The following is a 20085-nucleotide window of genomic DNA, read 5'->3' on the forward strand; positions in this document are numbered from 1 at the left end:
ACTAGCTCATCTTTTGAGTTGATTTTTAACACATAGAAACATAGCTTAGAAAGCTTGAAAAAGGCGTTTCACTAGTTTAAATGCATATAGTTTATGTGTGGAAACTAGTTTCTTTCGTATTCTTTTTTTAGTATAAAATCTATGTTTCTATGTGTTAAATATTTTTTTGTTTTTAAATCTTTTTAAGCAACGAAAGAATCTCTTTAATAGAAAATGTTGCGCCGCAGACAAATTCGTCCGAAGCGCCGTAATAAACAGTTAGTGTATCGCCATCTGGATCAAGAATATGACCGTTTGTGAAAACGACATTTCCAAAGAAACCGCTCAGTTCGTAACTTGTTTTAGGAAACATAATAGGAGTTTCGGTTCTCGAAATCACTTTTGTGGGATCTTCTAAATCCAATAAAAAAGCGCCTAAAGAATATTGATGAAATTCGTTGGCTCCATGATAAATTTCTAGCCAGCCTAATTCTGTTTTTATCGGTGCGGCTCCTGCGCCAACTCTTTTGCTGTCCCAACTATCTTTTCTGGTTTTGATAATGCATTTATGATTTCCCCAATGAATTCCATCTGGAGAAGAAGCAATCCAAATGTAATTTCCGCCAATGTCTACACTACTAGGGCGATGAAGGGCATAAAACAAGCCGTTTATTTTTTCTTCAAAAATGGCACAGTCTTTATTGTGAGGAGGAAATATCAGTCCATGTTTTTCGAAATTCTTCCAATCGGTTGTGGTTCTTAAGCCAACGCCCACGCCGCTAGGAGAAACAGATGTAAAAGTGAGGTAATATTTTCCTTCAATGAAAGAAACCCGGCAATCTTCAATTCCGAACGTTTCTAATATTCCTTCGCCAACCAAATGCGGATAATCTTCAGGTTCATAAAATCGTTTTCCGTCTTCGCTGCATAATAATCGAATGTGCGATAAAGTGGTTAAATAATCAATGCCTTGATAATTAATGACGCGTGCATCTGTTGCGATAAGTTCAGGATGATCTTTTAAAATTTCAATAATCTGAATGGTTCCTGCTTCTGTTAGTATCGGAAAGGAAATAATGTTTTGAACTTGCTTTGGTCTTTCGGCAACACGCACCGCTAGCCAGATTTTGTTTTGAAACTGAAACACACCCGGATTCAATAGACAGGTAATTTCGAGACCTTCTCTGCTTGGCGGTATATCCGACGGCGATAATATTGGGTTTTCGGTAAAACGATTGGCAATGTCTTTCATGATCTTCGTTTAAGTACCTAAAAGGTATAAAAAAAAGCTGATACTTAATTGCATCAGCTTTTTTTCTATACTTTTTTAACCTTTTTGAGTGCTTCAACGTAATATTCGTTCACTTTTTCCCAATTTATATGATTGTAAAAAGCGTCAATATAACTGCCTTTTCGGTTTTGATAATCTAAATAATAAGCATGTTCCCAAAGATCAATTCCCATAATTGGAGTTCCTGGAATCAAAGCATTCTTCATCAATGGATTATCTTGGTTGTCGGTTGTGGTAATTTGTAATTTACCATATCGGTCTACAACCAGCCAAACCCATCCAGAACCAAACTGCTTTTCTGACTGTGCTTTAAATTGATTGGTCAGATTGTTAAAAGAACCAAATTCTTTATTGATAGAACCAGCAAGAGTGTCTTTTGGGGTCTGCTCTTTTGGTGTCAGAATATTAAAATAAAGCGTATGATTGTAATATCCTCCAGCATTCTGACGGAGTTTTAAATTGGTAAGAGGCATTTTTTTTAAAATGTCTTCAATAGGCATGTTTTCAAACTCAGTCGAAACAATTTCTTTATTAAAAGCGTTGGTGTACGACAGGTAATGTTTAGAATAATGTGTTTCTAAAGTTAAGGTTCTAATGTCGGGAGCAAGACCGTCATAATTAAATGGCAGTTTTGTCATTTCAAAAGAGCCTGGATCGGCTTTAACATCATTTGGTGAACCAATAGTAATTTTTTCTTCTTTTGTTGGAAGAGGAACTTCAACTACTTCTGTCAGTTTATCTTCTTTACAAGAAAATAATAGTAAAAATGAAGTTAAAGTGCTTAAAATAACAACGTTTTTCTTCATAATGTTTTATTTTGATGTTAATGAATTGATGATCTCGATATAATTTTCTTTGGCTTCATCTACAGACATGTGGCTAATTTGCATCCAAGCATTGGTTTTAAAAGCATCTCTTAAATCAAAATTTTCAGATTGATTATAAACTGCTGTTCCAAAAGTAGCTTGTTTGTAAAAAGCGTAAAGTCTTAACTGCACGTCTTGCGGCAGCGAAGCCTGAGTCATAGTCAATGCAACTTCTACAGCTTCAGCAAAGCGAATATCTAAATCTTTATCAGTCATTTATGCTTTTGTAGCAATAATTGTTTTTCCGCCAATTGCTTTTTGATTTAACTCCACATTGATTGGTGTACCTAAAGGTAAAAATAAATCGACTCTTGATCCAAATTTAATGAAACCAGCATCAGTTCCTTGAACAACCTGCATTCCCTCTTTAGCATAATTTACAATTCTACGAGCCAATGCACCAGCAATTTGTCTATATAAAATCGCGCCGAAAGTTTCATTTTCAATTACTACTGTAGTTCTTTCGTTTTCTTCACTTGCCTTAGGGTGCCAAGCAACAAGGAATTTTCCAGGGTGGTATTTGCTAAATTTAATGATTCCATCCATTGCGTAACGTGTTACGTGCACATTGATTGGCGACATAAAGATAGAAACCTGTAAACGTTTATCTTTAAAATATTCTCCTTCATAAACTTCTTCAATAACCACCACTTTTCCATCTACTGGAGCAAGGATATGATCACTGTTTCTAATTGCAATTCTTTTCGGATTTCTGAAGAATTGTAAAATAATAATTAAAATTACAAGCGCTGCAAATTGCACAAGCATTCTCAGCCAAGCAATATCAATGAATTTATCAGCAATTAAAAGTACAGCTACAGTAAATACAGTACCTAATAAAATGGACGGGCCTCCCTCTTTATGAAACATAATATAAAATTTGATAAAATAAAAATATAATTGGTGCTACAAATATAACACTATCTAATCGATCTAGAATACCTCCGTGACCAGGCATTATCGAACCGCTGTCTTTTATGCCTGCAATTCGCTTGAATTTGGATTCTATTAAGTCTCCAATAGTTCCAAAAATGCTGACAATTAATGCAATAATAGTCCAGATTAAGATTGATGTATTGCTAAATTCAGGTTTAGGCTGAATATAGAGTTTAGAAATCAAAAAACCGGCAAAAGCGGCAAACACAACACCACCCAGGAAACCTTCAATTGTTTTTTTAGGAGAAACTCTCTCAAATAATTTGTGTTTTCCCATTGATTTTCCAACTAAATAGGCAAAAGTATCATTGGTCCAGATTAAAACAAATAAACCAATAATAATTTTCGGATTATAATCATTTGTTCCAAAAGAGATTTTTACAATAAATACAAAAGGAAGCGTAATATATCCAAGCAGATATAGGTATTTTGAAGAAGTGCTTACTTTTTGAACTGAATCGTAAAATAAAAATAGGATGCATTTTATTGAAACGACAATAGTTATAGCCAGAAGAATTAAATCGAGCTGTTTAATATTGGTTTCTAAGCTAATGTTAGTGTTAAAGGTATCGTTAAGAAACTTGGTTGTCTGTTTGTTGTAATGACTTACCAAAACAATTGAAGTATAAACTAAAGTTCCAAAAAGAATAGAGAACACTTTGTTTAAGTTTACGATATTAGAAAACTCGTATATCGTGATAATTAAGAAAACGCCAAAAAGAGTAATGAAGCTTTCGGTAGAAAACAATATCGAAGTTAGTAATAAAGCGATATAAACAGCACCAGAAATGGCCCTCTTCAGTGTTTCGTTCATCTTAAAGATCTTCTAAAAGCAGTAAATAAAGGTTTTTCGCAACACTTCCGTATTGTGTAAAATCTTCGTCTTTCGCTTTTTCGAAATATTTTATTGTAGTGATATTAGTAGGATAGTCTCTTTCGTATTTTCGTTTTATAGCGCTTAATCCGTCGCTTTTCATTGGAAGGATTTGGCTTGTGGTTGCTATAATAACAATATTTGCAGGTAATTCGTTTGGTTTATTTTGTCTGATTTGTTTTGATGAAAATAAGATAGAACCTTCATCGGCTATAAGGTTTTCGCAGCTAGCCAATAAAAATTTTGGGTTAGTTGGAGCGATATAAAATAATTTATTTTCTTCCAGTAGGCCAAATAAGCCTTGCTCATAGCATAAAACTTCATTCTCGAACCAGTCGTTTTCTTCTAAAATGTTTTCAAACTGTTCAGCAACTTCTCCCATGTTTTCGCAATACAAGAACTTTCCTCCATTTTTTTTGAAGTTGAAAATAAATTGCTCGTCTAAAGATAAATGACTGTTCTGCGCAGATGAACCTGCATATTCGCTTTCGTTCTCTTCGTCAGAAGCGGCTTCACTAGAGCCAAATATTTTTTTGAAAAAATTCATTTTTTATATGAAATGCTTTACATGTTAGTTGAAAACGTTCAAAGATAAAAAAATCTTAATTCAAAAGTCCCTTTTGAATTAAGATTTTAAAAATTTATTACGTTTTTCGTAATTATTTATGAAACTACTTCTTCTAAATTTTTGTCAAAAGTACGTTTTCCGAATATGTTTTCTAAGTCATCTTTAAAGATTACTTCTTTTTCAATCAGAATATCAGCAAGTTGATTTAACTTGTCTTTGTTTTCCTCTAAAATCTGAATCGCTCTCTGGTATTGACCTTCGATTAACTCTGAAATTTCTTTATCAATAATTTTTGCAGTTTCATCAGAATACGGTTTAGAGAAATTGTATTCATTTTGTCCAGTTGAATCGTAATACGTAACGTTTCCAATTTTATCGTTCAATCCGTAAATAGTTACCATTGCACGGGCTTGGCGTGTTACTTTTTCTAAGTCGCTTAAAGCACCAGTCGAAATTCTATCGAAAGTTACTTTTTCAGCCGCTCTACCGCCCATAGTTGCACACATCTCGTCTAACATTTGATCTGTTCTTACGATTTGTCTTTCTTCTGGTAAATACCATGCAGCTCCTAAACTTTGCCCACGAGGAACAATTGTAACTTTAATAAGTGGAGCAGCATGCTCTAACATCCAACTTACAGTAGCGTGACCAGCTTCGTGAATTGCGATTGCTCTTTTTTCGTCTGGAGTAATGATTTTGTTTTTCTTCTCAAGACCACCAATAATTCTATCTACAGCATCAAGGAAGTCTTGTCTGTCAACAGCCGCTTTGTTGTTACGAGCAGCGATAAGTGCAGCTTCGTTACAAACATTAGCAATATCAGCACCAGAGAAACCTGGAGTTTGTTTTGCTAAGAAATCTAAATCAAGACCTTCAACTTTTTTGATAGGAGCTAAGTGTACTTTGAAGATTTCTGCTCTTTCGCGAATGTCTGGTAAGTCAACAAAAATTTGTCTGTCAAAACGTCCTGCACGCATTAAAGCTTTGTCTAAAACGTCAGCTCTGTTTGTTGCTGCCAAAACAATTACGTTAGAGTTTGTACCAAAACCATCCATTTCTGTTAGTAATTGGTTCAAAGTGTTTTCTCTCTCGTCGTTTCCGCCAGACATATTGCTTTTTCCTCTTGCTCTACCAACAGCATCAATCTCATCAATAAAGATAATAGCAGGAGATTTTTCTTTTGCTTGTTTGAATAAGTCACGTACACGTGAAGCACCAACTCCAACAAACATCTCAACGAAATCTGAACCTGATAAAGAGAAGAACGGTACTTGCGCTTCACCAGCAACAGCTTTTGCCAATAAAGTTTTACCAGTTCCCGGAGGTCCTACCAATAAAGCTCCTTTTGGAATTTTACCTCCAAGATTCGTGTATTTTTCAGGGTTTTTAAGGAATTCAACAATTTCCTGAATTTCTTCCTTAGCACCTTCTAAACCAGCCACATCTTTAAACGTAGTTTTGATATCTGTTTTTTCGTCAAAAAGTTTCGCTTTAGATTTTCCGATATTGAAAATCTGTCCGCCACCTCCAGCGCCTCCGCCAGACATTTTACGCATAATAAAGATCCATACACCAACAATGATGATGATAGGAAGTAAGCTGATTAAAATATCGCTCCAGTTATTTTTTTGAAGGAAGTTGAAATCTTTCAGTTTCCCCTCAGTAACTGCTTTTTCTAATTTAGTTTGAAAGATTTGATCGTTACCAATTTCCAAAGTATAATGTGGACCTTTGTTTGGTTGTTTGAAAATATCTTCAGCTACTTTTTTGTTTGCTGGGTCTTTAAGAGCCGCAGCATTTAAATATACCTCAGCTTCTGCTTTGTTGTAAACAATTACTTTTTCAATCTGGCCTTTTTCCAAAAGCGTATTGAACTTAGAAGATGTTAATTGAGCAGGTTCGCTTAGGCTTGATCCTCCTGTAGCAAAACTTATGAATAAAAAAACTAAAAGTATTGCGGTATATATTAACCAAGGACTTATTTTAAATTTATTCGGATTTGGATTATTATCTTTAGCCATTTAATGAAAGTTTCTTTAGTATTTGTTCTCGATTGAAGTTATTTTGGCATCGCCCCAAAGGCTTTCGATGTTGTAATATTCGCGAATGTGCTTCTGGAAAACGTGTACCACAATGTGTACATAGTCCATAAGAACCCATTCTGCATTATCTGTTCCTTCTACGTGCCAAGGTTTATCTTTTAAGTCTTTTGATACAATTTTTTGAATTGAGTTTACGATGGCGTTAACTTGGGTGTTTGAGCTACCATTGCAAATAACAAAATAGTCGCATACAGCTGTATCTATTTCTCTTAAGTCAAGAATATCGATATCATTTCCTTTTACTTCCTCAATCCCTTTGATTATGTTCGCCAGTAGAACATCATTATTAATAGTCTTTTTCGCCATGAATTATTTTATATGAATTTGTAAAGTTACCAAATTTTGTGATTATTTTTGAACCTTAACAAAATATTAAATTAAGATATTTAAATTATTTAATGAAACTAATCAAACTCGATGCCATAGATTCTACAAATGACTTCTTAAAAGCTTTGTCAAGTCAGGATGAACTGGAGAATTTTACAACGGTAACAGCTGAAAATCAGACAAAAGGGAAGGGGCAAGTTGGAGGCTTATGGAAGACTGAAGCTGGTAAGAACTTAACTATGAGTGTCTTGGTGAAAGATTTTCTGTTTAATAACGACGAAGTTTTTAATTTAAGCGTCTTGGTTTCTTTATCGGTTGCAGAGGTTTTAAAATCGTTAAATATTCCTAATATATGCATTAAATGGCCAAACGACATTCTGTCATACAATAAGAAGTTGGTTGGCATATTAATCGAAAATACCTTAAAAAGCGATGGCAGAATCGTGTCAGTTGTCGGAATCGGAATCAATGTCAATCAAACCGATTTTGACGAATTGCCAAATGCTTCTTCGTTGGCAGTAATTTCAGGAAAAACTTTTGACAAGGAAGAGTTGGCAATCTTAATCGTTGAAAAACTAAAAGAAAAAATTCAATCTTGGAACACCTCATCGCAGACTTTCTGGGATGACTACTTTAATTTTTTATTTAAAAAAGGAATTCCAACTGCATTTAGAGACAATAATAACCAAGATTTTATGGGAATCATTCAAGGCGTTTCTACATTTGGAAAACTGCAAGTTTTATTAGAAGATGATTCTGTTGTAGAGTTTGAGATTAAAGAGGTTAAAATGCTTTACTAAGTTGCTAAGGTTCTGAGATGCTAAGATTCTAAGTTTTTTATTTTAATCTCGCAAAGTCGGTAAGGCGCTAAGTTATTAATGTTTTATCTTAAAAAAAATCTTTGCGTCTCTGCAGCTTTGCGAGAGCATAAAAAAAAAAATGCCCAACAAAAGTCGGACATTTTCATTTATAATTCACAATTAATAATTTACCATTATTAAAGCTTGTGCATATTGTTTGCTAAAGTTTCAATAAACTTACTGATTGGACCTTTAACCATCATCGCCATCATAGCGTTGAATTCTCCTTCAAAGAACAATTGAACAGCACTTTCTGAATCAGAAATAGTATCAATGTTTGAAGTTAGTGTAAACGGAAGTTTATCACTTGCAGCACCCAAAACAATTTTGTTTGGAGCTACTTTATCTTTCATTTTCAATTTGATTTCAGGCATCCCTTTCAATCCAAAAATAAAAGCGTCTTCGCCAGTCACTTCAAATTTAGCGATATTGTCTGGCATTAATTTTTCGAAATTCTTTACGTCAGTCAGTTGATCAAATAAATCCTGTGCTGATTTCTGAACAGTAACTTTTGGACTTTCTAAGTTCATATAGTGTTTTTTGTTTTGTTTTTTACTGTATGTTTTTTTACCGCAAAGGGCGCAAGGTTTTTTTTATATACTTTGACTTTATTTAAGTTCGCAAAGCTGAAATTTTTAAATAAAATCCCAATTTTTTAAATCCCAAACTCCAAAAGGAGCAAAGCGACTTTAAAATCTAAAATCTAAAATCTAAAATCTAAAATCTAAAATCTAAAATCTAAAATCTAAAATCTAAAATCTTACTCCTGTCCCCAAGTCGATGGGCTTACGCTCCATTCTTGCAGAGTAGACTGCTGATCTTCTGTGATGTATTGTTTTTGAACTGCTAAGTCTAATAGGTTCTCGTAGTTGCTTAAAGTGAACAAATCAACATTAGCTTCTTTGAAGTTTTCTTCGGCAACGCCAAAACCGTAAGTAAAGACAGCTGCCATACCTTTAATGTTTGCACCTTCGTTTCTTAAAGCTTCAACAGCCATTAAACTGCTTTTTCCAGTACTAATTAAATCTTCGACAACCACAACATTTTGTCCTTTTTGTAAAAAACCTTCCACTTGGTTTTGTCTGCCGTGTTTTTTTGGCTCTGGACGCACATATACGAACGGAAGACCTAAACTTTCGGCAACCAAAATTCCAACTCCAATGGCTCCAGTAGCAACACCAGCGATCACATCGGGTTTTCCAAATTGTTTTTCGATGTTCTTAGCAAACTCATCACGAACATAGTTTCTGATGCTCGGAAATGAAAGAATTAACCTATTATCGCAATAAATAGGAGATTTCCAACCAGAAGCCCATGTAAAAGGATTTTCGGGATTCAATTTAATTGCATTTATTTGCAAAAGCAATTCGGCTGTTTTTTCGGCAGTATCTTTATTAAAAATCATAGTACAAATGTATAAAGTTTTTGTAAACGACAAACCACTTTTTTTGACAAATGAAATCTCGCGCGAAACAGATTTCCAATTGTTCTTGTTGGAGAGTATTGATATCGAACAGCTTATTATAAAAATTTTTCAAAATAAAATTCAAAAAGCCATTCTATATCATCCCGACGAAAGTGAGATCATGAAAACCCTTAAAGCCAAGATTCCGGTAAATAAAGCGGGTGGAGGCTTTGTCTACAATAAGAAAGGCGAAGTCTTGTTTATCTTTAGAAACGGAAAATGGGATCTGCCAAAAGGCGGAATCGAGAAAGGGGAAGACATTGAAGCGACGGCTATGCGTGAGGTAGAGGAGGAGACAGGAGTAAACCAGCTTCGTATTACGAATAAACTTCAAAAAACCTATCATATCTTTAAACGCAACGGAAAATACAAACTAAAAATCACGCATTGGTTCGAAATGCAGTCTGATTTTGAAGGAACTCCACACGGACAAATCGAGGAAGGAATCGAAAAAGTTGCCTGGTTAAACCCAGAACAAATCAAAGAAGCACTTAAAAACTCATACGAAAACATCAAATTGTTATTCGAAGAAGAAAAAAAGCCAATAGAAAAAATGACGGCACCAATTGCTTATCGCTCGGGCCCAGATTCTAAATAAACAGATATTTAGAATTTTTTTGAATTTGATTTTAAAAAATTGATAATTAGCCATTCGGGCGTGCCACCAATAAAAAAAAGACCCAATAAACTTTGCGTTCATTGGGTCTTTTTTTTATTGCTGTCGGGCTTTCGCCGCTACTTCGGTAGCTTGGCTCTATCCCTCACGCAGAGAAATACTAACCTTTCAAATGCCTAATATAATTATCAAGCAAACTTTGAATCTGTACACTTGCAACAGGATTGGCAGAATGGACATTAAACTTTAAGTTACTTAAATCTAATCCAGATTCGTAAACTAGCCATTTGGCACAAGCATAACCATCTTCTGCAACATTATCATTTTCGTCAAGACCAAGATCATTGTCGAAACTAATTAATTCAGGAAGGCCTTTTTCTGAAATTACTTTTTTAAAATCAAGAAAATTCCTGACGACGATAAAATCGTCGTCAGTCAGGGTTTTGTAAACCATTGGAACATCTCGTAAATCGTCAAGAAAAAGTTTGTATGACATCAGTTTAGAATTTACTAATCTTAAGAATTACCATTTAAAGCTGTCAAAAGATTATTTTCGTTAAACACGGCATTAATGATATTTCCGTCTTTTTCTGCTTTAATTTCATTTCCGTTTGGAGTCAATTCATAACCTTTTTGAGAAAGATAATTGGTAAAAGCATTTCTGTGATTCTGAATTTCAAATGTCGAAATCAACTCTGGGAAAACAGTCAGAATTCTAGAGAATTCCTCACTTTCAGAGTTGTCAATTGCATCATCTTTTATCGTAACCACCATTGTTCCTTGACCGTAATTTCCAAGATAATAGCCGCTCAAATTAAACATTTCAGTTGCAATCATTCCTATTAAATGCAAATCGTTTTGCACAGCATCAAATTTTCCAACGCTTAATAATTCTATATTATTTTCTTCACCATATTGCTTTAATAAAAGCGCCTGTTGCATAATAGATTCTGCATAACCGCCCACTTTGTTATCCCAAAGCCATAGCCAAGTTTCTGACGAATGCGAAAAAGAGCCCAAAACCTGCATTGGAAAAGTAAGATCGTCTCCAAAAGTAATTTCTTCCTTGTTCATGTCAACATTCCAAGAAAGTTCACCAGTTACGCTGTAAAGATTTCTTTGTTTTTCTAAAGCTAAAGCTCCATATTTTTCTAAAAAATCATTTTCAGAGGTAAAATGTTTAGCAACATTTAGCTGATTTGTATTTGATTCTGTATTTTCTTCTTGCTTTTTAAAAAGATTATTGAATATTCCCATTTTTTTGTGGCTTGTATAATTATAAAATTGAAATTCTTGATTTTCTAGCTAAGTTTTATTCACTATCCTCATTTTTAATGCCTTTTAGAAGAGCATAAATGGCCATTGCATGCCCTTGTCCTAAAGCAAAATCATTTTTAAGCCAGTTTACAATATCTCCGGCTTTTACTTCTGCTTTTAATTCTCCGTTTGAGGTAAACCCTTTTTGTTCAGCGAGAGTTCTAAATTCAGCTGGACCATTTCCTGTTTTTTCTTTAATCGTTTTTAGATATCCTTGAAATGACATAAAATAGAATTTAAATAGTTAAGCAAGACGAATGTACAAATTAAAGTAAGATTAGTATTCGCTTTTCAAAATTTCTTTAGCTCAACTTTGTCAAACAAATGGTGTTTAGAACTTTTTTATCACTTATAAGTATATAGATATTCAGTTCTAACTGTTAAGGGGCTATATTTTGTGCTGTAGCGCACATTTGTAATAGTTTTTTTCTCTAAAAGATTTTTGTCATTTATCACATAATCATATTTAATATGATTATTATGTAACGCAGGATTACTGGGTACAGAAATAGTTCTGTATTCTGATATCAGGTTTTTAGAAAAGCTAAATAATGCGTCTCCCTCACCAGTTGTAAGCCCAACTGTATACCCAATAAAGTATTTATTAAACTTCCATTTTTCTCCATATAAAAATTTACTGTAGTCATATTCGTTTTTTAACGAGCTGTAAGAGTACGTTGTTGTATTTGATGACATATCGGGATCAAATGATGTAGAACTTACTATATTGCCATTATCATAGTTGTATTCTTTCGAATAGGAACTTGGTTTATTGATTTTTTTGGGTTCTTGGTTTGAGTTTAGCAAAAACTCTGAAGAATTCATGAAATTATTCTTGTAATAAACAGAAGAAACAATTTTATCAGTCAGGTACGTAAAAGTAAATTTATCATCGAGATTATTTGTTTCGCTATTTGGTAGGTCTCTTTGGCTGTTAATTTCAACAATTCGTTCTTCGTTATCATAATAAAAAGTAGTTACAGTGTAGAGATTTTCGGGGTATTGATATCGTACTGCTTTAGAAAGTAGTCCTTTGCTATTGTAACTGTAATTCTCATAATTTTCTTCAGTTCCGTTGCCAGAATACGTAACCTTTGTTAGTTTATCATTGGAGAAATGCATGATCTTAGAATAAAGAAAAACATCATCTCGATACTCATTAACCTTAATAGTCGACAGATTGCTGTTGACCTCGTTGCCAATTGGTTCATCGTTTATACAGGAAACAGCTGTGAACCCTACTAAAAACAAAATAAATTTTTTCATTTTTTTATCTTTTAAGTTATACACTTAAGTAAAAAAATAATGAAAAGGTTGCGCTTACACCTTAAAAATGGAGTTTATAGTAAAGTGGTGAAATTTCTTGGTAGTTTAAATAAGGTCTCGAAGAATAGCATGAGATCTTTTATTTTTTCTAGGATATAGAAAAGACTAACAAAATTGTTTTTATTAGTCTTTTTTTTGCTGTTTTAATTTATATGCTTGTCGCTAGCGTGAGCTTCCCGCTCGTGACTATTTTGAATTATCTTATATTTGATTTACTTAAAAAAAACATTTAATATGAAAATATATGTTCTATCTATATTTTATTTCTTTTTTGTGAGTAAGATATTCTCTCAGAAAAAAGACACGCTTTATTTTGATATAGATAAATATTACACCATTTCACCCACAATTAATCAAAATTTAGAAAACGAAAGCTCGCGCAAGCGGGGGACTATTTTACGTCAAGCAGTTGGCGATTTCGGTGTTTTTGGGCTTTTTGGAAGACGCGTATAGTTTAATCCCGTCAGTTAGCAAAAATGATTTTAAGCCTACCTATAAATTAAAATAAATCTTACATTAGCAAAACCAAAAATACAGTTTGATAGTTATGGATTACTTTGATGAACAAAACTCAAAATTTTACGATTTCCTTAATGAAACATTTAAGATTAATAAGGAACGAAATTGGGATAACATCGCTAAACAAATTACTAAGGAAAAGATTGTTCGAACATATCGATATTTTTCAAAGCTATATCCGCTAAATTTTAATTATACAGAGGAATTGGTAAAATCAAATACCGATTTTACGAACATTCATTACAGCACCCTAAAAGGCAGTAAAATAATTGATGAGGTTGTTAGGTTTTCCCTTTACTCAGATAAAATAATAGTTTTCCATCCTCTTCAAAATCCATCAGTGACTAGTCACGCTTACGACCCAACAAAAAATCCAAAATTGTGGTTACCTGATTTTTTAGAGTCTTTATATTTTTATACGGTTCTACAAAAGTGGGTAAGAGCAGGTATAGTAAAATTAATTGTTAATCCTTGTGAATATAATTTAAAACTTCGGAGCGAAATTGATACTCTTACTAAAAAAAGATTTTCAGAAGCAGTTAAAGCAGATATTACAAAAGATAGAATTTTTCAAAAGGAAATTCTACAAGATTTAGCCACCCAATTTGCGGATATTTTTCACAATAAAAATAGAGAGCAAATAATTGAAAACCTTTTAGTGATAGAACAGCCTTCATTTAGCATTCAGGAAGCCGAAGATTTTGCTGATAGAATTATAGAAATAATGCCTAAAGCTAATCCTCTTTATAAGAGCTTAAGTAGTGATTTAAAAGGGAGGCAAACAATAAATCCTACAAAAGGCGGTGGTTCATTAGATTCTCTTCTTTATGTTGCTGATAAAACAGGAGGTAATTTATACACTCCATCCGAAACTAATTGGAATATAATTAAAAGTTTTGGAGTAAATGATTTTTGGGTTAAAACGAACAAACTGTATTCGGATATTCCTCTGCCTTTTTTAAACAATGTCGATACTAATTTTGCTCTTGAGTTGAAAAAGGAGAATCGATTAGCAGGTGTTCGGCAAGAATTAAAAAAGATTTATAAAGAGCTTGATAGTACTACAATAGATAATTTCAACCCTCAAAAATTGAAATTTATACAGGAGGGTTTTATGGAAGAGATAAATAAAGCAGAATCAGAATGGAAATTAATAAGAAAACAAGCTGAGACATCTAGGACGCAATGGTTAGGAGCAAATTTAGCTGTACCTATTGTGACAAATCATATTTCACTATTACCCTTAGTAATCGGTTCGGCTGCTTGGTTTTATAAAAATGAAGTTGACGTTAAAGAAAAGCTTAAAAATTATCGACAAAAATCTCCAGTTTCAGTTTTTGTAGATTTAAAAAATCAAAGACAATCTTATTTTACGGAACTTAAAAATTGTATATTTTAAAAAAAACGGAATGACACATACAGACAAATGTAGATTAGATGTTTTAAATTATTCTTTGGCACTTGAAACAACAGCAAGTTATACCTTGGGATTTATATTTGATAGAGAAGATTTTCAAAATACAAAAAGCTTCGGTAATACATCTTACTGTTTATCATTTAACCAAAAAATGCTTTTGCTGCTTGATTATGGGGCAATTGAAAAGGATGATAAAACTATAATGAATGATGTGATGAGCATTCGAAATCAATTTCTACATAACGCTAACTGTCTAACTTATCAAGATGCTTTTAATTCATTAGATGGTTTGCAGAATAGATTTATGAAATTGTTTAGTAATAATTTCGTAGATGATTCTGATATAGAAAAAAATCTAGAAAAAAGTGTTGCAGATGCCTTTGAATACTGTAAGAATGTTTTTATGTTCATAACACTTAAAGGAGGAATAAAAGATAAGTTAATGATGAAAGCGGAAAGAGACACTTACAAATTAAGTTTCGAGAAAATATGCATTCTTGGCGTCTTTAAAATGGATGAATTTAGAACTCAAATAATCAATGATGAATTCCAATTTAGTAGCAAAGATATTCTCTTAGAAAAATTTGATTCTTTAATTCTAGATGTATTCAGAATTAAAGAAGAAGATTTAGAAGAACTCGATAGCGCGGATTTGTAATCCATGCCCACAAAGAAAAGCAACCTTGCTTTTTATAGTTGTTTTAGTTACAGGAATGATTGCTAATTTGCACTATTGTGATTTCAAATGTTTAATATAATTATCCAATAAACCTTGAATTTGCTGGCTAGCTACAGGATTCGCAGAATGTACATTAAACTTTAAATTTTGCAAATCAATTCCAGATTCATAAACCAGCCATTTGGCGCAAGCGTAACCATCTTCTGCAACTTGATCATTTGCATCGAGACCTAAATCATTGTCAAAACTAATTAATTCAGGGAAGGCCTTTTTCAAGAATTACTTTTTTAAAATCATCGAAATTTCTAACTATAATAAAATCGTTGTTAGTGAGGTTTTTGTAAACCATATTGACATCTCTAATATCGTCAAGAAAAAGTTTGTATGTCATTTTTAAAGGTTTAAAAATTATTTAATATTTTGTCATTTCGAGGAACGAGAAATCACACTAGTAATTCCATCCAGAATATTGACAATCTTTGTCGAGCTACGAGTGTGATTTCTCGTTCCTCGAAATGACAAACGTTGTGCAACAAAACTTTGAGCAAGAATTTTGACAAAGTTTGACATGTACAGCTTTGCGTTCTTATCGCAAGCCAAACCCAATCTAAATCAAAAAAAACTTAGCGCACTTTGCGTTAAAAAAAATCAGGTAATCAAAAAATCTACAAAACTCGATAAACAGGATACTGCATATGCGCCTTTTCATAATAAACAGAATGTTTGTAAATCCAATCCAATTGCGCTTCGGAACTTTTAGCAAACTCGCGGTCGTTTTGTTTTTTGGTTTCTAATTCTGCTTTTAGAGCTGGGTTATCTTTTAAAAGCTGTCCAGCAGTATCTTCAAAAATATATTCTGAGTAATGTTCTTTTTGCTGTAAAATAGCATCGAAGAAATTCCAGTTAAAGAACGAATCAACGCCTTCGGGTTCAAAAGCTTCTACGATATATTTTACGCCCTTTTGGTTCGTTGGCACGATGTAATCTCCTTTGGCGAAAGCCATTTTAACGATTTTAGAAGTTACGGTAGTGTTTCGGTGTAAATAATGCCCTTCGTAAGCAGACGGAACGGTTTTAAAATCGGCAATTCTATAGCTTTCGACTTCTATAATCGTATCGTTTTTAATTGGTTTAAACGAGATATTATTGTTTTTCAAAAGTTCAATAATATTCCAATATCCTCTCGGAATAACATAAGCCGTAGGAATCACAACTTCTTTAACCGATTTAAATTCTTTGATGTACGGAACATCTTTTTTATACGGTCTGCTTCTGTCGTAATACAAACGATTTCCTGTTGTAGCGTCGCTTTTTTTGTAACCGGCTTCATAACCTAAAAACGAAAAAGTAGTCGCTTTTGTACTGTCCAATTCCCATTTTAAAGTGTATGATTTTTTTGGCTGATATTGCTCTAAGTTTTTTACTTTTAAATCTTTTATTTTTTGGTAATTTGCATCAGTAAAATCCAAAGTCGATTTCATGTATTCGTAGGTCATTTTTACACGCTCGGCATATTTTTTCAGCATATGTGTTTCGACCACAAAACCAATCGTATTAAATAGCGAAGTATACCCCGTTGTATATCGCGGACTATCCACAAATTGTCCAAAACCTTTATCTGGAGTATCTTTAAACGAATCGACATAAGGCGTAGTTTCGATTTTCTTTTTCTGAAGATCTTTTACCAAAGCCGGCATCATTTCATTATTCATAAAATCACCCAAAACGGTTCCAAGTTTGTTGTGCTGCGTCATAATGTACGTCAATTTGTATTGATAATCAGAACCATTACTTACGTGATTATCGATAAAAACATCGGCGTTTATTTTCTGAAAAATCTCCACAAAACTCTTTGTGTTTCGCGTATCCGATTTCATTAAATCACGATTCAAATCGTAATTTCTGGCATTTCCTCTAAAACCATAAATCTCAGGTCCGTCCTGATTGGCGCGCGTTGTCGAATTTCTATTTAAAGCACCGCCAATATTATAAACTGGGATGGTAACCAAAACAGTATTTTTGGGCGCTTTCATTTTTCCTGTTGCCAAATCTCTGTAAAACTGCATAGTTGCATCGATTCCGTCTGGTTCTCCAGCATGGATTCCGTTATTTACAAACAGAACAGCTTTGGTTTTCTGGATTTTGTCAAAATCAAATTCCTTGTCAGGATTGAAGGTAATCATGTGCAAAGGTTCACCAGAATCCGTTAGTCCCATTTCTTTCATTTGAATAGTCGGAAAATCGGCAGCGAGCATCTTCCAATAAGCAATAGTTTCTTGATACGAAGCAGATTGATTTCCGTTTCCTTTCTCAAAAAAAGTATCGTATTTTTTATTGTTTTGAGCAGTAATGGCTACAGTAAAAAGTGAAAAGAGAATGGTAAAAAGTTTCATGGTTTTGGGTTTAATAGGAATCAAATATATAGTTTTTTGTTTCAGATTTCAAGTTTCAAGTTGACAAGCTTTGCGTTTATTGGTTTCACGCAGATTTTACAGATTTGAGCAGATTAAAAAAAGATTTTTAAAAATAATAAAAATAAAAATCTGCCTAAATCTGCAAAATCTGCGTGAAATAGTTTTTTACGATTTCTGCATAAACTTGACTCAAGACTGAAAACTGCGACTGAAAACTGAATACTAAAAACTGTACACTGCCAACTATTTTTCTCTACTTTTGCAAAATGAATAAAAAACACCATTCCAACGATATACTTTCAAATTTAGGGATTAAAAGCCTAAACGAAATGCAGGAAATGGCACATGATGCTATTTTAAACGAAAACAATACTTTATTACTTTCTCCAACAGGATCTGGAAAAACATTGGCCTTCCTGCTTCCGATATTGGAATTATTGCAGCCAGAAGTGTTGTCTGTTCAATGTTTGATTTTGGTTCCGTCACGCGAATTGGGACTTCAAATTGAACAGGTTTGGAAAAAAATGGGAACGCAGTACAAAGTCAATATTTGTTACGGCGGGCATTCAATAGAAACTGAAATCAAGAATTTAAGCAATCCTCCAGCGGTTTTAATTGGAACGCCTGGAAGAATAGCGGATCATATTGAAAGAGAAACTTTTAGAACAGATAAAATTCAGACTTTAATTTTGGATGAATTTGATAAATCGCTTCAATTAGGGTTTCACGAACAGATGTCTTTTATTATTGGAAGATTATCGAAAGTGAACAAAAGAGTTTTGGTTTCGGCGACGTCTGATATTGAAATTCCGAAATATACTCGAGTTGTAAATCCGGTTGTTTTGGACTTTATTCCAGAGGAAGAAGAGAAAACCAATCTTTCGATGAAAATGGTGATTTCGCAAGCAAAAGATAAACTGCAAAGTTTATTCAATTTGATTTGTTCTTTAAAATCAGAATCGGCAATTATTTTCTGTAATCATCGTGATGCTGCAGAACGCATTAGCGATACTTTAAACGGAAAAGGAATCTATTCGGTGTATTATCATGGCGGAATGGATCAGGAAGAACGTGAGCGTGCCTTGATTCAGTTTCGAAACGGAAGTGTTACGTATTTGGTTACAACCGATTTGGCTGCGAGAGGTTTGGATATTCCAGAAATGAAACATGTTATTCATTATCATCTGCCTTTAAAAGAAGACGAGTTTACACACCGTAACGGACGTACAGCGCGTATGCAGGCAACAGGAACGGCGTATGTAATTATTCACGAAAGTGAAAAACAATTAGACTACATTGATTACGAAATGGAGGTTTTGGATGTTGAAGGTAAAGTTTCTTTACCAAATCCGCCTCAGTTTCAAACTATTTATATCAGTGGCGGTAAAAAGACCAAACTGAACAAATTTGATATTGTTGGATTCTTTTCGCAAAAGGGAAAACTAGAAAAAGACGATTTAGGTTTGATTGAAGTAAAAGATTTTGTCTCGTTTGCAGCTGTAAAATACAATAAAGTAAAAGATCTTCTGAAGAATATTAAGGATGAAAAAATGAAAGGGAAGAAGTTTAAAATAGAAGTCGCTCGTAATGTCATCAAGAAAGAAGAAGAGGAGAAGAGAGGGAAGTATTAATTTCTGATTTTAGATTTTAGATTTTGAATTTTGGAATTTAGATTTTGGAATTTGGAATTTGGATTTTACAATATTTATTTTATTGTATTTCAATAGTTTAGGATTGCTTGGCTAAGTTTTACAATTTTATGTTAAAAAAATAACGAATTGATAGGTGTTTTTTCAATATTTCTGTGTTTTTTTGTGTTCGTAAAATTGTAACCCCAAATACTATATGAAAAAGATTATTACTCTTGCCGCATTGTTTTTTACTTTTATTTCGTTTGCACAGGTTAAGGTTCTAGAAACGGTTCCTGTAGAAAAATTAGGAAAAGTAAATAACAACTACATTCAGAAAATTGGTGACGAATACACGGTGTATTACACTATTGTTCAAAGTGATGACGATTCGACTTTGAGAAAATTTTCATTTAAGAACATCGATAATGCTTATAACGCTTTATACAACATTATCATGGGCGGATTTACAGCTTCTCCGTTGTACGATATCAAATTAGAGTTACCTAACAACTACATTTGGTTACACTACACAGGAAACGTGGTTCCAGACAAAGCTACAGTTCAGTTTATGGTTTCTGGTAAAGAAAGAGACGCAGCAACAAACAACGTTTCTGAGCCATTCGTAAAAGATCAGATCAATAAATTATTCCAAAAATAATTTTTAGATATATGTATAAAAAGCCGTTCTATTTGAACGGCTTTTTTTTGTTTCAAGTTTCAGGTTGATAAACTTTGTCTTTAATTTTAACGCAAAGCTCGCTAAGTTTTTTTTCTAATTTTAGGCTTTATAAAACGCAAAGTTCGCAAAGCTTTGTGGATAAAACTTTGCGAACTTTGCGTAAATCATTGTGTGCTTTGCGGTTAAATAGTTAGTATTCTAAAAAAAAACTTAGAATCT

The 20085-nt window shown here is 33.3% G+C and carries 24 protein-coding genes; 7 read left to right on the forward strand and 17 right to left on the reverse strand.

From position 1 onward, the window contains the following. Nucleotides 1-172: 172 nt before the first annotated feature. The 8 genes from SOM12_RS03960 to rsfS all read right to left on the reverse strand — a co-directional run bounded on the left by SOM12_RS03960 (nucleotide 173) and on the right by rsfS (nucleotide 6922). A complete protein-coding gene (locus SOM12_RS03960; protein ID WP_320492462.1) occupies nucleotides 173-1231 on the reverse strand; it encodes a glycoside hydrolase family 130 protein in 1059 nt (352 codons plus the stop codon). Between the two features lie 65 nt (nucleotides 1232-1296). Next, entirely contained in the window at nucleotides 1297-2076 is a 780-nt protein-coding gene (locus SOM12_RS03965) for a superoxide dismutase (RefSeq protein ID WP_095930850.1), read from the reverse strand. A gap of 6 nt (nucleotides 2077-2082) precedes the next feature. Beyond that, on the reverse strand, nucleotides 2083-2352 hold the full coding sequence (locus SOM12_RS03970; protein WP_095930849.1) for an acyl-CoA-binding protein: 270 nt from the start codon (nucleotides 2350-2352) through the stop codon (nucleotides 2083-2085). Then, entirely contained in the window at nucleotides 2353-3006 is a 654-nt protein-coding gene (locus SOM12_RS03975; RefSeq protein WP_320492463.1) for a phosphatidylserine decarboxylase family protein, read from the reverse strand. After that, complete coding sequence (locus SOM12_RS03980) at nucleotides 2996-3886, reverse strand: phosphatidate cytidylyltransferase (protein ID WP_320492464.1); 891 nt, start codon at nucleotides 3884-3886, stop codon at nucleotides 2996-2998. The genes SOM12_RS03975 and SOM12_RS03980 overlap by 11 nt, the downstream gene beginning before the upstream one ends. A gap of 1 nt (nucleotide 3887) precedes the next feature. Then, on the reverse strand, nucleotides 3888-4493 hold the full coding sequence (locus SOM12_RS03985) for a lactate utilization protein B/C (RefSeq protein ID WP_095930846.1): 606 nt from the start codon (nucleotides 4491-4493) through the stop codon (nucleotides 3888-3890). A 116-nt stretch (nucleotides 4494-4609) separates the two neighbouring features. Continuing rightward, nucleotides 4610-6535, reverse strand: coding sequence for an ATP-dependent zinc metalloprotease FtsH (ftsH, locus tag SOM12_RS03990; protein ID WP_095930845.1), 1926 nt, complete (start codon nucleotides 6533-6535; stop codon nucleotides 4610-4612). A 15-nt stretch (nucleotides 6536-6550) separates the two neighbouring features. Then, complete coding sequence (gene rsfS / locus SOM12_RS03995; RefSeq protein ID WP_095930844.1) at nucleotides 6551-6922, reverse strand: ribosome silencing factor; 372 nt, start codon at nucleotides 6920-6922, stop codon at nucleotides 6551-6553. Nucleotides 6923-7014: 92 nt separating this feature from the next. Here rsfS and SOM12_RS04000 point away from each other — a divergent pair, with 92 nt between their 5' ends. Next, on the forward strand, nucleotides 7015-7743 hold the full coding sequence (locus tag SOM12_RS04000; RefSeq protein WP_320492465.1) for a biotin--[acetyl-CoA-carboxylase] ligase: 729 nt from the start codon (nucleotides 7015-7017) through the stop codon (nucleotides 7741-7743). 197 nt (nucleotides 7744-7940) lie between these two features. On the opposite strand, the gene SOM12_RS04005 is transcribed toward SOM12_RS04000, so the two are convergent. After that, complete coding sequence (locus SOM12_RS04005; protein WP_095930842.1) at nucleotides 7941-8333, reverse strand: orotate phosphoribosyltransferase; 393 nt, start codon at nucleotides 8331-8333, stop codon at nucleotides 7941-7943. A gap of 230 nt (nucleotides 8334-8563) precedes the next feature. Then, nucleotides 8564-9208, reverse strand: a complete 645-nt coding sequence (pyrE, locus tag SOM12_RS04010; RefSeq protein WP_320492466.1) for an orotate phosphoribosyltransferase — start codon at nucleotides 9206-9208, stop codon at nucleotides 8564-8566. A gap of 7 nt (nucleotides 9209-9215) precedes the next feature. Here pyrE and SOM12_RS04015 point away from each other — a divergent pair, with 7 nt between their 5' ends. After that, a complete protein-coding gene (locus tag SOM12_RS04015) occupies nucleotides 9216-9866 on the forward strand; it encodes an NUDIX hydrolase (RefSeq protein WP_320492467.1) in 651 nt (216 codons plus the stop codon). Nucleotides 9867-10044: 178 nt separating this feature from the next. On the opposite strand, the gene SOM12_RS04020 is transcribed toward SOM12_RS04015, so the two are convergent. The 4 genes from SOM12_RS04020 to SOM12_RS04035 form a co-directional block, all read right to left on the reverse strand. Beyond that, the gene (locus SOM12_RS04020) at nucleotides 10045-10380 is read right to left on the reverse strand and encodes a cyclic-phosphate processing receiver domain-containing protein (protein ID WP_320492468.1); all 336 of its coding nucleotides are present in this window, start codon (nucleotides 10378-10380) and stop codon (nucleotides 10045-10047) included. A gap of 20 nt (nucleotides 10381-10400) precedes the next feature. Further along, nucleotides 10401-11141 carry a DUF6882 domain-containing protein gene (locus SOM12_RS04025; protein ID WP_320492469.1) on the reverse strand — a complete coding sequence of 247 codons (741 nt, stop codon included), beginning with the start codon at nucleotides 11139-11141 and terminating at the stop codon, nucleotides 10401-10403. Between the two features lie 55 nt (nucleotides 11142-11196). Beyond that, the gene (locus SOM12_RS04030) at nucleotides 11197-11427 is read right to left on the reverse strand and encodes a DUF4287 domain-containing protein (RefSeq protein WP_095930836.1); all 231 of its coding nucleotides are present in this window, start codon (nucleotides 11425-11427) and stop codon (nucleotides 11197-11199) included. A 119-nt stretch (nucleotides 11428-11546) separates the two neighbouring features. Beyond that, entirely contained in the window at nucleotides 11547-12467 is a 921-nt protein-coding gene (locus tag SOM12_RS04035) for a hypothetical protein (protein WP_320492470.1), read from the reverse strand. A gap of 294 nt (nucleotides 12468-12761) precedes the next feature. On the opposite strand from SOM12_RS04035, the gene SOM12_RS04040 reads away from it, so the two are divergent. The 3 genes from SOM12_RS04040 to SOM12_RS04050 all read left to right on the forward strand — a co-directional run bounded on the left by SOM12_RS04040 (nucleotide 12762) and on the right by SOM12_RS04050 (nucleotide 15121). Further along, nucleotides 12762-12980 (forward strand): hypothetical protein, encoded by a 219-nt coding sequence (locus SOM12_RS04040; protein WP_320492471.1) that lies wholly within the window; start codon nucleotides 12762-12764, stop codon nucleotides 12978-12980. A 94-nt stretch (nucleotides 12981-13074) separates the two neighbouring features. After that, the gene (locus tag SOM12_RS04045) at nucleotides 13075-14445 is read left to right on the forward strand and encodes a hypothetical protein (protein WP_320492472.1); all 1371 of its coding nucleotides are present in this window, start codon (nucleotides 13075-13077) and stop codon (nucleotides 14443-14445) included. Between the two features lie 10 nt (nucleotides 14446-14455). Further along, complete coding sequence (locus tag SOM12_RS04050; protein ID WP_320492473.1) at nucleotides 14456-15121, forward strand: hypothetical protein; 666 nt, start codon at nucleotides 14456-14458, stop codon at nucleotides 15119-15121. A 72-nt stretch (nucleotides 15122-15193) separates the two neighbouring features. Here the strand turns inward: SOM12_RS04050 and SOM12_RS04055 are convergent, their stop codons facing one another. The 3 genes from SOM12_RS04055 to SOM12_RS04065 form a co-directional block, all read right to left on the reverse strand. Then, nucleotides 15194-15418, reverse strand: coding sequence for a cyclic-phosphate processing receiver domain-containing protein (locus SOM12_RS04055; protein WP_320492474.1), 225 nt, complete (start codon nucleotides 15416-15418; stop codon nucleotides 15194-15196). Then, nucleotides 15399-15533, reverse strand: a complete 135-nt coding sequence (locus SOM12_RS04060; protein WP_320492475.1) for a hypothetical protein — start codon at nucleotides 15531-15533, stop codon at nucleotides 15399-15401. The genes SOM12_RS04055 and SOM12_RS04060 overlap by 20 nt, the downstream gene beginning before the upstream one ends. Before the next feature lie 274 nt (nucleotides 15534-15807). After that, nucleotides 15808-17535: a M14 family metallopeptidase gene (locus SOM12_RS04065; protein WP_320492476.1), complete on the reverse strand. Its 1728-nt coding sequence runs from the start codon at nucleotides 17533-17535 to the stop codon at nucleotides 15808-15810. A gap of 287 nt (nucleotides 17536-17822) precedes the next feature. On the opposite strand from SOM12_RS04065, the gene SOM12_RS04070 reads away from it, so the two are divergent. Then, on the forward strand, nucleotides 17823-19187 hold the full coding sequence (locus SOM12_RS04070; RefSeq protein ID WP_320492477.1) for a DEAD/DEAH box helicase: 1365 nt from the start codon (nucleotides 17823-17825) through the stop codon (nucleotides 19185-19187). A 214-nt stretch (nucleotides 19188-19401) separates the two neighbouring features. Then, nucleotides 19402-19845, forward strand: a complete 444-nt coding sequence (locus SOM12_RS04075; protein WP_095927830.1) for a hypothetical protein — start codon at nucleotides 19402-19404, stop codon at nucleotides 19843-19845. Nucleotides 19846-20085 lie beyond the last annotated feature (240 nt).

Source organism: Flavobacterium sp. CFBP9031, assembly GCF_034044945.1.
In the GTDB taxonomy this organism is placed as follows: Bacteria; Bacteroidota; Bacteroidia; order Flavobacteriales; family Flavobacteriaceae; genus Flavobacterium.

What these genes read in the sequence shown, in the direction of transcription:
- SOM12_RS03960 (WP_320492462.1), bottom strand. Translation starts at nt 1,231, where the DNA reads ATGAAAGACATTGCCAATCGTTTTACCGAAAACCCAATATTATCGCCG.
- SOM12_RS03965 (WP_095930850.1), bottom strand. Translation starts at nt 2,076, where the DNA reads ATGAAGAAAAACGTTGTTATTTTAAGCACTTTAACTTCATTTTTACTA.
- SOM12_RS03970 (WP_095930849.1), bottom strand. Translation starts at nt 2,352, where the DNA reads ATGACTGATAAAGATTTAGATATTCGCTTTGCTGAAGCTGTAGAAGTT.
- SOM12_RS03975 (WP_320492463.1), bottom strand. Translation starts at nt 3,006, where the DNA reads ATGTTTCATAAAGAGGGAGGCCCGTCCATTTTATTAGGTACTGTATTT.
- SOM12_RS03980 (WP_320492464.1), bottom strand. Translation starts at nt 3,886, where the DNA reads ATGAACGAAACACTGAAGAGGGCCATTTCTGGTGCTGTTTATATCGCT.
- SOM12_RS03985 (WP_095930846.1), bottom strand. Translation starts at nt 4,493, where the DNA reads ATGAATTTTTTCAAAAAAATATTTGGCTCTAGTGAAGCCGCTTCTGAC.
- ftsH (WP_095930845.1), bottom strand. Translation starts at nt 6,535, where the DNA reads ATGGCTAAAGATAATAATCCAAATCCGAATAAATTTAAAATAAGTCCT.
- rsfS (WP_095930844.1), bottom strand. Translation starts at nt 6,922, where the DNA reads ATGGCGAAAAAGACTATTAATAATGATGTTCTACTGGCGAACATAATC.
- SOM12_RS04000 (WP_320492465.1), top strand. Translation starts at nt 7,015, where the DNA reads ATGAAACTAATCAAACTCGATGCCATAGATTCTACAAATGACTTCTTA.
- SOM12_RS04005 (WP_095930842.1), bottom strand. Translation starts at nt 8,333, where the DNA reads ATGAACTTAGAAAGTCCAAAAGTTACTGTTCAGAAATCAGCACAGGAT.
- pyrE (WP_320492466.1), bottom strand. Translation starts at nt 9,208, where the DNA reads ATGATTTTTAATAAAGATACTGCCGAAAAAACAGCCGAATTGCTTTTG.
- SOM12_RS04015 (WP_320492467.1), top strand. Translation starts at nt 9,216, where the DNA reads ATGTATAAAGTTTTTGTAAACGACAAACCACTTTTTTTGACAAATGAA.
- SOM12_RS04020 (WP_320492468.1), bottom strand. Translation starts at nt 10,380, where the DNA reads ATGTCATACAAACTTTTTCTTGACGATTTACGAGATGTTCCAATGGTT.
- SOM12_RS04025 (WP_320492469.1), bottom strand. Translation starts at nt 11,141, where the DNA reads ATGGGAATATTCAATAATCTTTTTAAAAAGCAAGAAGAAAATACAGAA.
- SOM12_RS04030 (WP_095930836.1), bottom strand. Translation starts at nt 11,427, where the DNA reads ATGTCATTTCAAGGATATCTAAAAACGATTAAAGAAAAAACAGGAAAT.
- SOM12_RS04035 (WP_320492470.1), bottom strand. Translation starts at nt 12,467, where the DNA reads ATGAAAAAATTTATTTTGTTTTTAGTAGGGTTCACAGCTGTTTCCTGT.
- SOM12_RS04040 (WP_320492471.1), top strand. Translation starts at nt 12,762, where the DNA reads ATGAAAATATATGTTCTATCTATATTTTATTTCTTTTTTGTGAGTAAG.
- SOM12_RS04045 (WP_320492472.1), top strand. Translation starts at nt 13,075, where the DNA reads ATGGATTACTTTGATGAACAAAACTCAAAATTTTACGATTTCCTTAAT.
- SOM12_RS04050 (WP_320492473.1), top strand. Translation starts at nt 14,456, where the DNA reads ATGACACATACAGACAAATGTAGATTAGATGTTTTAAATTATTCTTTG.
- SOM12_RS04060 (WP_320492475.1), bottom strand. Translation starts at nt 15,533, where the DNA reads ATGACATACAAACTTTTTCTTGACGATATTAGAGATGTCAATATGGTT.
- SOM12_RS04065 (WP_320492476.1), bottom strand. Translation starts at nt 17,535, where the DNA reads ATGAAACTTTTTACCATTCTCTTTTCACTTTTTACTGTAGCCATTACT.
- SOM12_RS04070 (WP_320492477.1), top strand. Translation starts at nt 17,823, where the DNA reads ATGAATAAAAAACACCATTCCAACGATATACTTTCAAATTTAGGGATT.
- SOM12_RS04075 (WP_095927830.1), top strand. Translation starts at nt 19,402, where the DNA reads ATGAAAAAGATTATTACTCTTGCCGCATTGTTTTTTACTTTTATTTCG.